General features: G+C 67.5%; 9 protein-coding genes and 1 tRNA gene. 5 read left to right on the top strand and 5 right to left on the bottom strand.

Annotated features, from left to right (window positions below; genetic code table 11):
- Positions 1-58 precede the first annotated feature (58 nt).
- Complete coding sequence (gene rplU / locus KF684_00245) at positions 59-379, top strand: 50S ribosomal protein L21 (GenBank protein ID MBX3351340.1); 321 nt, start codon at positions 59-61, stop codon at positions 377-379.
- A 75-nt stretch (positions 380-454) separates the two neighbouring features.
- Here the strand turns inward: rplU and KF684_00250 are convergent, their stop codons facing one another.
- Positions 455-1,897 carry a M28 family metallopeptidase gene (locus KF684_00250; protein ID MBX3351341.1) on the bottom strand — a complete coding sequence of 481 codons (1,443 nt, stop codon included), beginning with the start codon at positions 1,895-1,897 and terminating at the stop codon, positions 455-457.
- A gap of 32 nt (positions 1,898-1,929) precedes the next feature.
- Positions 1,930-3,333, bottom strand: a complete 1,404-nt coding sequence (murD, locus tag KF684_00255) for a UDP-N-acetylmuramoyl-L-alanine--D-glutamate ligase (protein MBX3351342.1) — start codon at positions 3,331-3,333, stop codon at positions 1,930-1,932.
- Between the two features lie 132 nt (positions 3,334-3,465).
- On the opposite strand from murD, the gene KF684_00260 reads away from it, so the two are divergent.
- On the top strand, positions 3,466-4,368 hold the full coding sequence (locus tag KF684_00260) for an IS1595 family transposase (GenBank protein ID MBX3351343.1): 903 nt from the start codon (positions 3,466-3,468) through the stop codon (positions 4,366-4,368).
- Positions 4,369-4,588: 220 nt separating this feature from the next.
- Here the strand turns inward: KF684_00260 and KF684_00265 are convergent.
- Both KF684_00265 and KF684_00270 read right to left on the bottom strand, forming a co-directional pair.
- A tRNA-Pro gene (locus KF684_00265) sits at positions 4,589-4,691 on the bottom strand.
- Positions 4,692-5,134: 443 nt separating this feature from the next.
- A complete protein-coding gene (locus KF684_00270; protein MBX3351344.1) occupies positions 5,135-5,593 on the bottom strand; it encodes a hypothetical protein in 459 nt (152 codons plus the stop codon).
- A gap of 560 nt (positions 5,594-6,153) precedes the next feature.
- Here KF684_00270 and recA point away from each other — a divergent pair.
- From recA to KF684_00285, 3 genes are all read left to right on the top strand, one after another.
- Complete coding sequence (gene recA / locus KF684_00275; protein MBX3351345.1) at positions 6,154-7,248, top strand: recombinase RecA; 1,095 nt, start codon at positions 6,154-6,156, stop codon at positions 7,246-7,248.
- A gap of 195 nt (positions 7,249-7,443) precedes the next feature.
- Entirely contained in the window at positions 7,444-8,118 is a 675-nt protein-coding gene (locus tag KF684_00280) for a hypothetical protein (GenBank protein ID MBX3351346.1), read from the top strand.
- Between the two features lie 120 nt (positions 8,119-8,238).
- Positions 8,239-11,976 carry a PDZ domain-containing protein gene (locus KF684_00285; protein MBX3351347.1) on the top strand — a complete coding sequence of 1,246 codons (3,738 nt, stop codon included), beginning with the start codon at positions 8,239-8,241 and terminating at the stop codon, positions 11,974-11,976.
- 64 nt (positions 11,977-12,040) lie between these two features.
- On the opposite strand, the gene KF684_00290 is transcribed toward KF684_00285, so the two are convergent.
- The gene (locus tag KF684_00290; protein MBX3351348.1) at positions 12,041-13,408 is read right to left on the bottom strand and encodes a carbohydrate porin; all 1,368 of its coding nucleotides are present in this window, start codon (positions 13,406-13,408) and stop codon (positions 12,041-12,043) included.
- Positions 13,409-13,506: the final 98 nt, after the last annotated feature.

The raw sequence follows: 13,506 nt of genomic DNA on the forward strand, positions 1-13,506 counted from the left end.
CATCGGACGCTGTCACCTGCGAAAGGCGCCGACCGGCTTTGCTCCGCGGAGTTTTGTCGTGACTACCTACGCGATCATCGAAGACAGCGGCTCTCAGCTCATGGTTCGCGAGGGCGACATCATCGAGGTCGACCTGCGCGACCTCGCCGACAACGCCAAGACGGTCACCTTCGATCGCGTGCTCATGCTGGGCGGCGACAAGGCGACCCTCGGCATGCCCTACATCAGCGGCGCGTCGGTCACCGCCGACATCGTCACCCGCGAGTTCAAGGGCGAGAAGATCGACATCGTCAAGTACAAGAAGCGCAAGAACTCCAAGCGCAAGACTGGTCACCGCCAGCGCTACATGCGCGTTAAGGTCGCCTCGATCAAGGCCTGAGCCAGATCGGCGATCCCACGATCCACAACGACGGCGCCGTCGGTGTTCGCACCGGCGGCGTTTGTCGTTTTCGGGTCACTCCCTCGCGGTCGTCGGGAACACCACCGGGCTTCGGAACCCGTCCCGGTCATACGCGCGCACCCCGAACAGCCAGTTGTCCTTCGTGAAGGGCAGCGTGGCCTCGGTGCGGTTTCCTACATCGTGCGAGTGCTCCCACTCGGCGCTCGTGGTCAGCCGGCGCACGACCTCGTACCCGGCGACGTCCGGCTCGGGCGACGCGCTCCAGCGCAGAACGGTGTCGTTGCCCAGCGTCGCGACGATCACGCGCACCTGCGTGGGCGCGCTGGGCGCGTTGGCGAGGTGCACGAGCGCCGCGAGGTTGAGGCGCGTCGCGTCGGCGAGGTAGTCGGCGTCGACGAACGACGCCAGGTCGCCGTACTGCACGCCGTCGACCATGCGCACGTCCTCGTGCTGTCTCGCGTAGTCCTCGTACGGGACCGTGACGCGCACGCTGGGGGGGAAGCCCTCTTCGAGGAACGCCGTGTGGTCGCCGCCGCGCAGGAACCGATCGTTGCGATAGATCAGCGTCGGCTGCAGCGCGAGCCGGTGCGAGCGCGCGACCTCGGCCATATACCGCGCGATCTGTCGGGCCTCCGAGTCGTTCTCAGCGCCCTGCTGCGCGATCCGCCGCACCTCGGCGGCGCTCGCCCGAGGGGGGACGCCCTCGCTGAAGATCCGGATAGTGCCCCTCGCCCATCGCCCCTGCTCGCTCGAGCGGTCGTAGTGCCCGTACGGGTCGCCGATGGTGTCGTTGTTGAGCACGGCGCGGATGTCGCCGCCCAGTTCCTTGACGCGCCGCGCGTGGAAGCGCGCGCCGAACAGGCCCTGCTCCTCGCCCGCCGTCGCGAGCAGAATCACGGTCGAATCGAGCCGCGCCTTGCTCAGGACGCGCGCCAGCTCGAGCAGCGCCGCCGTGCCCGAGGCGTTGTCGTTCGCGCCGGGCGAGTCGCTCTCGGCGTCGTTGGGGTCGGTGGCGCGGCTGTCGAAGTGCGCGACCGCGTAGTACATCCGGTGGCGCGCCTCTGGCATCGCGCCGGGGATCACCGCGACGACATTCACCACGTCGACCTCGCGCGTGATCCGGCCTCGCGTGTCGTCCTCGGGCGTCACGCGATGCCGGTCGAGCATCGCCTCGACGCGCAGCTCGGTGGGGCGCTGCGCCGAGAACGACGCCTTCGCGAACTGGTCCAGGATCCAGTCGCGCGACGCGCCGATGCCCCGCTCGAGGGACTCGGTCGTCGAGAGCGTGTGGCGCGTCCCGAAGCGTTCGAGCGTCTCCACATCGCGCTTCAGTCGCTCGGCCGACACCTCGGCCAGCATGGCGTCGACGGCGGCCCTCGCCTGCTCCGACAGCGCCCGGGCCGGCCCGGGCGCCTGCTGCGCGAGGGCTGGGCCCTGCGCCCCGACGAGGGCGGTCAACGACGCGGACGCGAGCACGAAGGGGGCGCGATGGTTCATGGCGCCACGATACAGGGAAGGGGCGTCCGCCGTCACCCGCCCCGCGCCAGGGCCGCGAAGCGCTCGCCCCGGCGCTCGTAGTTGTCGAACTGGTCCCAGCTCGCGCAGGCAGGGGAGAGCAGGACGACCTCGCCGGCGCGCGCGTCGTCGAGGATCTTCGCCATCGCGCCGTCCAGCGTGCCGCAGACATGCGCGCGCCCCCTCGCCCCGGGGGGGACGCTCTCGAGGATCTGGTCCGAGGTCGCGCCCACGAGATAGAGCCCGGCGAGTCGCTCCGCGAGGGCGCCCACCGGGGAGAGGTCGACCTTCTTGTCGTACCCCCCGGCGATCAGGCGCACGCGCGAGACGCCCGGGTCGTTCGCGAACGACTCGACCGCGAGCAGGCAGGCGTCGACCGTCGTGCACTTGCTGTCGTTGTAAAAGCGCACCGGCTCGCCCGCGCGTTCGAGCACGCGCTCCGCGACGAGCTGCAGGCGATGGGGGAGCCCCGTGAAACCCGCAAGCGACGGCGCGAGCGCGCCGGGGTCTTCTCCGAGGAAGACGCCCGCCGCGTGCAGCGCGACGCTGGCGTTGCGGATGTTGTGCGCCCCGGGGACCGAGAGGCGCTCGCGCGCGATCGCCGGCTCGAGCGCCCGGATCGTCGCCGGCTCGACGCGGCGCACGCCGGATCGCGTGTCGCACACGATCGACTCGTCGCCGAACACCGCGATGTCGCCCTCGCGCTGGTGGGCGACGAGCAGGCGCTTGCTGTCGCGATAGTGCTCCATGCCGCCGTGCCAGTCGAGGTGGTTGGGCGAGAGATTCGTCAGCACCGCGACGCGCGGCGAGAAGGGCGCCGAGACGCCCGCTTTCGCGATGTCGTCAAGCCAGTGCAGCATCGCGCTGGAGACTTCGAGCACCACGGCGTCGCCCGGCGCGATCGAGGGCAGATGCGCGAGCAGCGACCCGCCGATGTTCCCGCCCAGATGCACCCGCTCCTCGCCCAGCCGGGCGCGCATCGCGTGCGCGAGCATCGCGCTGGTCGTCGACTTGCCAGCGCTCCCGGTCACAGCCAGCACCCGATCGCGCCGGGGAAGACGCTCGATCAGCAGCGCGATCTCCGTGGTGATCGGCACGCGCGCGCCGCGCGCGGCGTTCAGGAAGCGGTTGTTCCAGGGCAGCGGCGCCGCCGGGTTGGCGACGACCAGGTCGGTGTCGGTGAAATCATGCTCGTCGTGCCCGCCCAGCCGGAGCGAGACCAGCCCGGCGTCGACGAGCGGGCGGAGTTCACGGACCGAATCGGCGAGCGTGTCTTCGGACGCAAGGTCAGTGACCAGCACCTTGGCACCCTGCTCCGCGAGCCACCGGGCCGCCCCCAGCCCGCCCCCGAACCGCCCGAGCCCCATGACGGTCACGCGGCGGCCCTGCAGGGATGGAAACGCGTCGGGGTGGGTCATGGGCAGTTCTATCGGGGGGAGGGGCGCGAAGGCGAGAGAGGAGTGGTGCCCTAACAAAAACGGGAGTATGTACTTACCGCAAACCGCCGAATGAGGGCTTGACTTAGGAATTGCGTCAAGTATAATGATCGTATGGCCAAGAAGAAGCCCGTCAAGGTCGGCGAGAACAAGTCCAGCACCACGCGGGAAATCCCACTGGCCTGTGCGGACGAGCTGGCCGCGGTCGAGTTCATGGAGAAGCGTCGCTGGGGCGACTGCCCCGCCTGCCCGCACTGCGGGTCATCCGCCTTCTACAAGATGACCGACCGGGCCACCGGCGAGCGAAACGCCCGTTTTCTCTGGCGTTGCCGCGACTGCAAGAAACAGTACACCGTTCGCATCGGGACCATTTTCGAGGACAGTCGAATCCCCCTGCGCCACTGGTGCTTTGCGTTCTGGGCCGCGTGCGCGTCCAAGAAGGGTGTCTCGGCCAAGCAGATTCAGCGTCAGACCGGGCTTTCCTACAAGTCCGCCCTGTTCATGATGCACCGCATCCGGTTCACCATGGCCGACGGGCCGAACCCCGGAAAGCTCGGCGGCACGGTCGAGGTCGATGAGACCTACATGGGCGGCAAGCCCCGCTATCGCGGCCCCAACACCCCGCGCGGCGGCGCCACGCCCCGCCCGATCGTCATGGCCATCGTCCAGCGCGGCGGCGCGGTCCGGCCAAAGGTCATCCCGACGATCACCGCGGACAACCTTCTGCCCGAAATCATGCGTCATGTGGACCCGACGGCCCGCGTCATCACCGACGAAAACCGCTGCTACACCGATGTCCGCATGGTCGTCTCGGGCGGCCATGAGCATGTGAAGCACTCGGCCCGCGAGTATGTCCGCAAGGGGACCGACATTCACACGAACACGGTCGAGGGCTTCTTCGGCAACCTCAAGCGCGGCATCTACGGCACCTTCCACGCGGTGTCCCGCAAGCACCTGCAGGCCTATCTGGACGAGTTCGCCTTCCGCTATTCGACCCGCGCCCTTGAGGACGGGTAGCGGCTGGACGCCGCGATCCGGCAGGCGGAGGGGCGTCGGCTGGCTTATCGGGACCATGTGGCGTGAGTGTGCACAGTGCGCCACAAGCGCCGCGTTTACAAAGGGTTGTGCCAATAGGGGTTAAACCCCGGAAAACAAACGGCTTGCGCGCCAAAACTTCTTGACACCCGGGCGGCTCTTGCCGATAATGCCCCTGCAGGAAATGGGAAAAATGTAAGAATGCAGGTACCCGGGCTCGAACCGGGATGGAGCGTGTGAGGCCTAGACAACCTCGCTCCAGTGCAACCCAAGTGCACCGCGTTTGCCAGTTTCGCCATACCTGCAATGCGCCCTACCCCCTCTCGGGGATAGGGACGCTTTCACTTAGTTGTTCAGGCCCTCCATCTTGGTGGTGCTGAGCATCCGCGACCGAAGTTCGCGCTTCGGTTCGTGGATTCCAAGGCCGGGGGGACGCCTCCAGTGGGGGCGTACGAACACGGTCTTGTCCGGTCTGTCCGGCGGGTGCACCAGAACAGAGAACGGGAAGACCAACTGATGTCGCATAGCGATCATTGGTGTTCTCGAAATGAAATGGATGATGGAGCACGCCTCACAGTGAGTCGCGCAGAGTCTCGACGCTGGGTTGTGTTGGGGTGGGGGCCGTGCTAGAGTGGGCCACTCAGGCCCGCGATGATCCGTCATCGAAAATCCCTTGTCCTTGGGAGAAAAGGCCATCTGGGCAGCCGCGACTGAACCTCGCGACTGCCCTTTTTATCGACTTCTAGGGTTAACCTTCGCGCATCCTGCGCCAGGTGTTTTCATCCAGATAGATGCGGCGGTCGTCGGCGGGTTTGTAGATGCGCCCTCGGCGGCTCATGGCGTGTGCAGTGTTGTAGATGTTGCGGACGGCGTCCTTCATGTCCGGGAACTCCGGTGCCAGCGTCTCGCCAATCTGTTTGAGCGTCATGCCGGGCTTCGCTTTCACCAACTCGAAGATTCGCCCAGTGACCTTGCCGCGAACGGGAGGCTGAGGCTTCTTCCGCTTCGCGCGTACGACGACGCGGGAAGCCCTGGGCACGGAAGCCTTCTCAGAAGGCACTGCCGCTGCGGAGTCGCCCTTGACCTGCCCCAGTTCCCCCAGCAGGCCCTGCAGCAGAACGATTTCCTGCTGGATGAGGACCGCACGGCTCTCAGCGTCTGCCAATCTTTTGCGGACAATCTCGATGGCTGCGGCGCTTTGGCTCATTTGTCTGCTCCATATCGGACCCTGTGGCGGCCGATCAGCGTACCGTGCGGTGCGGCGGCCGTCAACAGCCGCGGCCGCAAATGCACCCGCTGTCCGCACGCTACAATGGCCGCATGGCAAAGCGAGAGCCCAACAAGCCCGGCCCAGAGCCCGATCGCCTGCAAATTGAGGGCGAGTGGGAAGAAGCCGTGGATCGCGCCTTGGACAAGAAGCGGCCGGTTGACGGGTGGCCCCAGAAGGGCCCAGACCGGGACACTCACAAACAGCAGGCGAGGGACTGTCCATCCGGGGATTGAGTCTACGCGCATGGGTGCCGTTGCGCTAGATTCGCTCTTTTCTGACAAGGGGCAGCGGCACGCGACGGCTCATATTTGCGGTAAGTACATACTCCCGAACAAAAACTTTCCGAAAACTCACCAAACAGACTTGACACGCCCGACCATATCGGACATCCTATCGCACACCGAACATTGACGAACGAAGGAGGCCCCGGTATGGTCGCAGCGAAGTCGGACACGAAACTCAACGGGCGGATGGCCGCCCTCTCCAAGGACGCCCAGATGCCCCCGTCCACGACCCCGAACTCGCCCAGCGCGGCCGACACCAAGGCCCGCAAGCTGGCCCTCGACCGCACGCTCGGCCAGATCGAGAAGACCTTCGGCAAGGGCTCGATCATGCGCCTCGACGAAGAGGCCCACCTCGCGATCCTCGGGATTTCCACCGGGTCGATCTCCCTCGACCTCGCGCTGGGCGGCAAGGGCATCCCCAAGGGCCGAATCGTCGAGATCTTCGGCCCCGAGTCCTCCGGCAAAACGACGCTCGCGCTCACCGTCGCGGCCCAGGCCCAGAAGGCCGGCGGCGTCGCGGCGTTCATCGACGCCGAGCACGCGCTCGACCCCTCGTGGGCCAAGCGACTGGGCGTGAACATCGACGAGATGCTCGTCAGCCAGCCCGACACCGGTGAGCAGGCCCTCGACATCTGCGAACTCCTCGTCCGCTCCAACGCGGTCGACGTCATCGTCATCGACTCGGTCGCCGCGCTCATCCCGCGGGCTGAAATCGAGGGCGAAATGGGCGACACCCATGTCGGCCTGCAGGCGCGCCTCATGAGCCAGGCAATGCGCAAGCTCACCGGCGCGATCGCCAAGAGCAACTGCACCGTCATCTTCATCAACCAGATCCGCGAGAAGATCGGCGTGATGTTCGGCTCCCCCGAGACCACGCCGGGCGGACGCGCCCTCAAGTTCTATTCGTCCGTCCGTATCGACATCCGGCGCACCGGCGCGATCAAGGACGGCGACCAGAATGTCGGCAACCGCGTGCGCGCACGCGTCGTCAAGAACAAGGTCGCCCCCCCGTTCCGCGACGCCGAGTTCGACATCATGTTCAACGAGGGCATCAGCGCGACGGGCGACCTGCTCGATCTCGCCGTGACCGAGGACATCGTCGAGAAGTCCGGCGCGTGGTTCTCCTACGGCGATGTCCGCCTGGGCCAGGGGCGCGAGAACTCCAAGCAGTTCCTCAAGGACAACCCCGACCTCTTCACCGAGATCCGCAAGAAGGTCATGGAGAAGAAGGGCGTCGGCAAGCCGGCGTCCTCGTCCGGGAACGCCGGCGTCGCCGTCGACGACGACGGCGTGTCGCTCGAGGATTGATCGGACCCTCGTCACCCCTTCTCGGGCCCACCCGAGTGAGTCTGCGCAAGCCATGCCGCCTTCATCGCGGCGGCGGGCGTCGGAATCGGCAACCGGCCTATCCCGGGGCCGGGGGGTATTGCATGCTTCCTCTGTGGTCGGTGTCGTCGGGCCGGTGGGGCCCGTCTCCGACCTCTCCACGCAGGGGAAGACTCGATGCGCAACACCCGCTCTCTGACGCTCGCCGCCGGCTTCGCTGTTCTCGCCACCGCCGCCAATGCGTCGGTGATCACGGCGACCTTTACCGCCGATAACCACTACTCGATCTACAACACCCTCTCCGGCGGCGGCATCGGCTACGTCGGCGGCAACGAGACCGGCGCCGCCGGCTCGGTGGGCCAGTACAACTGGTCGCGCGCTGAGACGTTCACCTTTGAGACCGCAGGCGTGGTCTACATCGCCGCCTGGAGCGACAAGAGCGTCGCGCAGGGCCTGGTCGGGCAGCTGAGCAACGGCATCGAGACGATCTATTCCGGTGATGCGCGCTGGCAGGTCTTCGCGACCGGCATCAGCCGCAACACCGGCGACCCGCACCCCCTCGCCGCCGAGATCGCCTCGCAGGTGGCGCTCGCCGACGCGAACAACCTCTGGGGCACCCCGTTCGTGGGTGGCCAAAACCTCGCTTCGACCGCGCCTTGGGGGAAGATCCCCGAGATCCAGACCGACGCGCGCTGGATGTGGAACCAGATCGCCGGGGTCGCCAACCCCCTCCAGGGCGGCGCCAACCACGACGAGTACCTGATCTTCCGCATCGATGCGGCGGTTCCTGCGCCCGGCGCGGCGGCGGTTCTCGCGAGCGTCGGCCTCGTCGGCCTGCGTCGTCGGCGCTGATTGAGTCCCGGCCGGTGCAAACCCGGCGCGGTTTTCCGGTACAAAGGTCTCCCCACGCCGACCCCCGGGCGCGATCGCGCGCCCCGGGGTGGTCGGCTCTTTGCCTGGAGACCGCCCTCGATGCCACAGAGTTCAGTCGTTGCTCCCCGCGCCGTGCGCGCTCGTTTCTCGCCAGCGGGGGTGCTCGCCGCCGCCGCGGGCGCGCTCGCGGCGCTCTCGTCGCTCACGCTCGCCGACATCAACCCGCACGGCGGCATGCTGCGCTACCCCGACATCAGCGCGACACACATCGTGTTCGCGTACGGCAACGACCTGTGGACCGTCCCGCGCGAGGGCGGGCGCGCGTCGCCCGTCGCCAGCCCCCCGGGGCAGGAGCAGTTCCCGAAGTTCAGCCCCGACGGCAAGCGGATCGCCTTCGTCGGCAACTACGAGGGCAACCGCGATATCTACGTCGTCACCGCTGACGGCGGCATCGCGGAGCGCGTCACGCACCACCCCGGCGGCGAGGTGCTCAACGACTGGACCGACACCCACGGGCTCGTGTTCTTCACCAGCGGGCTCGCCGGGCTCGGTCGTCAGACCCAGCTCTTCACGGTCGATCCGTCCGGCGGTCTGCCCACGCAGCTGCCCGTGCCCTACGGCGCGATGGGCGCGATCAGCGCCGACGGCAAGTGGCTCGCCTACACGCCGCACACGCGCGAGTTCCGCACCTGGAAGCGCTATCGCGGCGGCATGGCGACCGACATCTGGCTCTTCAACCTCGAGACCTTCGAGTCCAGGCAGATGACCGACTGGGAGGGCACCGACACCATGCCCATGTGGGCCGGCGACACGGTGTATTACCTGTCCGACGACGGCCCGGACCACCGGCTCAACCTCTGGTCCTACAACACGCGCAACAACCAGCGCCGGCAGCTGACGCGCTTCAGCGAGTACGACATCAAGTGGCCCTCGATGGGCCCCGGTCCGAACGGTCGCGGCGAGATCGTGTTCCAGAACGGCTCGAAGCTGTACCGCTACGACATCGCCGAGGGGCGCAGCGTGCCGGTCGATGTGTTCATCCCCGGCGATCGCCCCTCGCTGCGCGACCGCACGCACAATGTCAGCAACCAGATCACCGACTGGAGCATCTCGCCCAGCGCGAAGCGCGTGGCCGCCATCGCGCGCGGCGATGTCTGGACGCTCCCGGCTGAGAACGGCACGCCGCGCAACCTGCTGCGCGACGGCTCCACGCAGGCGCGCAGCGTCGCGTGGAGCCCCGACGCACGCTGGCTCGCGTACATCTCCGACGAGACCGGCGAGGCCGAGGTCCACCTGATGCAGTCCGACGGCTCGGGCGAGAGGCGCCAGCTCACCAAGGACAGCGAGACCTTCTACTACGGGCTCAACTGGTCGCCCGACAGCGCGAAGGTCGCGTACACCGACAAGGCGGGCAACATGTTCGTCGTCGACGTCGAGTCCGGCGAGAGCACGCTCGTCGACACCGACGGCTGGGCGAGCCCGATGCTCCCGAGCTGGTCGAGCGACAGCCGCTGGATGGCGTACTCGAAGCGCGACGACAGCGGCAGCGAGAACACCGCGATCTATCTCCACGACACGAAGGACGGCACGACCCACCAGGTCACCAGCGGGTTCTACAACGATTCGTCGCCGGCCTTCGACCGCGACGGCGACTTCCTCTACTTCGCCTCCAACCGCGACTTCAGCCCGGTGTACGACGACATGTTCAGCGGGCTCGAGTCCCCCTTCGTCTACACGAACACCCAGGTGCTGATCGCGGTCCCCCTGCGCGACGACGTGAAGTCCCCGTACCTCCCCAAGAGCGACGAGGAGGAGTGGAAGAAGGACGACGAGAAGAAGGGCTCCGACGCCGACAAGAAGCCCGACGAGAAGAAGAACGGCGCGGCGAATGTCCCCATCGAGGGCGAGTGGTCCGGGACATCCACCGGCATGGCCGCGATGGGCATGCCCAACGACAGCGTCGCGTTCACGATGTCCGTCACGAAAAACGCCGACGGCTCGTACGGCGCGACGACGACGACCGACGGCGAGACGATGTCCCTGACGGAGGTGAAGTTCAACGCCGAGACGGGCGAGTTCAGCGCGAAGATCCCCTCGCCCGTCGGCGCGGTCGTGCTCAAGGCGCAGCTCGCCGGCTCGGAGCTGAGCGGGACCTGGGAGGTCGAGGGCATGGCGGTCTCGGGCAAGTGGACCGCTTCGAAGAAGGGCGCGCCGACCGACGCGAAGAAGGACGCCGGCTCGCCCGACGCCAAGAAGAAGGCCAAGCCCGTCGAGATCGACATCGCCGGGTTCGAGGCGCGCTCGATGCAGCTCCCTCTCCGGCGCGGCATCTTCCGCAACCTGGAGGTGAACTCCAAGGGCGAGCTCATGTATGTCCGCGCCACCTCGCGCGGCATCGAGGGCGGTCCCGACATCATGCTCTTCAACATCAAGGACGACAAGAAGGAAGAGAAGGCCGTCGTCCGCGGCGCCGGCTCGTTCCAGATGACCCCCGACGGCAAGAAGATCCTCGTGCCCAGGGGCTCCTCGGCGAACATCCACGACGCGAGCGCCGGGGCGACCGGCAAGGCCGTCGTCACGGCCCCGATGCTCCAGACCGCCAACCCGCGCGTCGAGTGGGAGAGCATCATCATGAACGCGTGGCGCGTCATGCGCGACTTCTTCTACGACCCCACCATGCACGGCGTGGACTGGGAGAAGGTCCTGAAGGACCACCTCGCCATGCTCCCCGACGCCGTCACGCGCGAAGATGTCTCGTTCATCATCCAGGAGATGATCTCCGAGGTGAACGTCGGCCACGCGTACTACCGCGGCGGGCGCGACAACGAGAGCGACGTCCCCGGCATCAACGTCGGCATGCTCGGCGCAGACTTCGCGCTCGAGAACGGCGCGTACAAGATCGCCAAGATCTACCGCGGCGCCGACTGGGACGCCGACGCGCGCGGGCCCCTCAACCAGCGCGGCATCGACGTCAAGGAAGGCGACTACCTCCTCGCGGTCAACGGCGCGCCCGTCGACACCAGCAAGGACCCGTGGGCCGCGTTCCGGGGCCTCGCCGGGCGGGCCGTCACGCTCACCGTCAGCGAGAACCCGACCATGGACGACAAGGCCCGTCAGGTCGTCGTTCAGACCATCGGCAACGAGGGCGACCTGCGCTATCGCGAGTGGATCGAGACCAACCGTCGCTATGTGCACGAGAAGAGCGGCGGGAAGGTCGGCTACATCTTCGTCACCAACACGGGCGCGCAGGGCCAGAACGAGCTGGTCCGTCAGTTCTTCGGCCAGGCGCACATGGACGCGCTCATCATTGACGAGCGATGGAACGGCGGCGGGCAGATGCCCTCGCGATTCATCGACCTGCTCAAGCGCCCGGCGACCAACTACTGGGCCCGCCGCGACGGGAAGGACTGGACCAGCCCCTTCCGCGCACACAACGGCCCCAAGTGCATGCTCATCAACGGGCTGTCGGGTTCGGGCGGCGACGCCTTCCCGTTCCTCTTCCGCCATCACCAGGTCGGGCCGATCATCGGCATGCGCACCTGGGGCGGGCTCGTCGGCATCGGCGGATACCCCGCGATGGTCGACGGCTCCAGCATCACCGCGCCGTCCTTCGCCTTCTACAACGTCGACGGGACCTGGGGCATCGAGGGCCACGGCGTCGACCCCGACATCGTGGTCGTCGACGACCCGGCCAAGATGGTCAACGGCGGCGACCCGCAGCTCGATCGAGCCATCGAAGAGATGCTCAAGGCCATCCAGGCCAACCCCTACAAGCGCCCGGCGCGTCCCGCCTACCCCGATCGTTCGGGCATGGGCATCCCCGAGAGCGACTGGTGATCTGACCGTTCCATCCTGACGCAACCACGGAGCCCGCCGAGCGTCTCGGCGGGCTCTTTCGTTGTCAGAACACGATCTCGAGCCGGATCGACGCGACGATCGCCGTGTCGACGCTCGAATCGCCTCCCGGATTCACGATGATCTGCAGATCGGGCGTGAGCGAGACCGCCGGGGTCACCATCGCGCGATAGAAGACCTCGACCACGAACTCGTCGTCGTCGAATCCCGCGTCGCGGTTGAGCTTCACCCACGAGAAGTACACGCCGGCGCTGTCGTCGTCGCGCGTGCGGAACGTCCCGAGCGTGCTCAGTCCGGCGCCCAGGTGCAGCTCCGCCTCGCTCACGTCCTTGTCGCCCCAGCCGAACTGGCCGAAGGCGTACACGCCGCGATCGGAGTCCTCGGCGGCGAGGTCGCGCGTCCACAGACGCTGCTCCGCGATCGCGTAGACGCCGGTGACGCCGCGCTGCGTGCCGCCGTCGAAGGCGTCGTATTTCCCGGTGTGGCGCCATGCGCCCAGCGAGAACCGGCCTGTCCTCGCGCCGCCGAGTTCCCAGCCCACGCCGCCCTCGGCGATGACGAAATAGTCGTCGGAGAGGTCGTCGGAGAAAAAGGTTGACGGCCCGCGCGTTCCGGTCCGCACGCCGTCGACAATCGCCGCCCCGTCAAAGACGCCGAACGACAGAAAGATCGAGTCCGACGGGAACACCTGCGCGACGACGCCGAACGCCGGGTCTGGATAGCTCGGCAAGGCGAAGATGGTGGGGGAGAACCCGGCGGAGGAGTTCAGGAAGTGGGCCGCGGAATCGACGAAGGCGAACTCGCTGTTCGCCTCGATCTTCCCGACCTTGAAGCGCAGCGCGCCGTCGAGGGCGACCTGCTCGAACCACAGCTCGGCGATCTGGTCGAGCGAGCGGTCCGTCTCGATGTTCGAGAATCCCTGGAAGTCGCCGATGTCCGCGCTGCCGCCGGACTTGTTGGTCGAGTAGAAATCGAGAAAGACGGTCCCGCCCTCCCAGCCGAGGGAGCGATCGAGGTCCAGGGTCAGGTTGAAGTCGAACAGTGTGCGCCGCGTGGCGCGCCCCGACACGCCGCCGCTCCACGCGCTGGACCAGTCGAGCAGGAACGAGGACGAGACCGAGAGGCCCGCGTCTTCGAGCCGTGCGCGCGCCCCGCCCCAGTCGCCGGTGAATCGCTCCCACGTGAGAAACGGGCGTCGTCCAAACCACTCGCGCTCGGGGTCGTCGGGAGAGAATCTCGCGCGCGGCTCGTCGGGCGCCGGCTTGGCGCGAGGCGCGTAGTCGTGGCCCTCGAGGTCCGGGGGGACATTCACGAGTTCGAGGCCCGTGAGGCGCCCGTCCTGCCCGATCGCGCCGGGCGCGCAGACAGCGAGAGCGAACGATGCGACTGTCAGGCGGGCTCTGGGCGGGTGCATGCCACCTCATCGTCGGCCCCGACGATCGACGCCGGGAGCGTAACGGACCTCGGCCTCTTCCGACGGGTGGGGTTGCGCCGGTTGTGAGGGGCCCCGGT

The organism is Phycisphaeraceae bacterium (assembly GCA_019636675.1).
Classification (GTDB): domain Bacteria; phylum Planctomycetota; class Phycisphaerae; order Phycisphaerales; family UBA1924; genus JAHBXC01.

Bases quoted from the DNA above. Each gene is read 5' to 3' on its own strand.
- KF684_00250 (MBX3351341.1), bottom strand. From the start codon at position 1,897: ATGAACCATCGCGCCCCCTTCGTGCTCGCGTCCGCGTCGTTGACCGCC.
- murD (MBX3351342.1), bottom strand. From the start codon at position 3,333: ATGACCCACCCCGACGCGTTTCCATCCCTGCAGGGCCGCCGCGTGACC.
- KF684_00260 (MBX3351343.1), top strand. From the start codon at position 3,466: ATGGCCAAGAAGAAGCCCGTCAAGGTCGGCGAGAACAAGTCCAGCACC.
- KF684_00270 (MBX3351344.1), bottom strand. From the start codon at position 5,593: ATGAGCCAAAGCGCCGCAGCCATCGAGATTGTCCGCAAAAGATTGGCA.
- recA (MBX3351345.1), top strand. From the start codon at position 6,154: ATGCCCCCGTCCACGACCCCGAACTCGCCCAGCGCGGCCGACACCAAG.
- KF684_00280 (MBX3351346.1), top strand. From the start codon at position 7,444: ATGCGCAACACCCGCTCTCTGACGCTCGCCGCCGGCTTCGCTGTTCTC.
- KF684_00285 (MBX3351347.1), top strand. From the start codon at position 8,239: ATGCCACAGAGTTCAGTCGTTGCTCCCCGCGCCGTGCGCGCTCGTTTC.
- KF684_00290 (MBX3351348.1), bottom strand. From the start codon at position 13,408: ATGCACCCGCCCAGAGCCCGCCTGACAGTCGCATCGTTCGCTCTCGCT.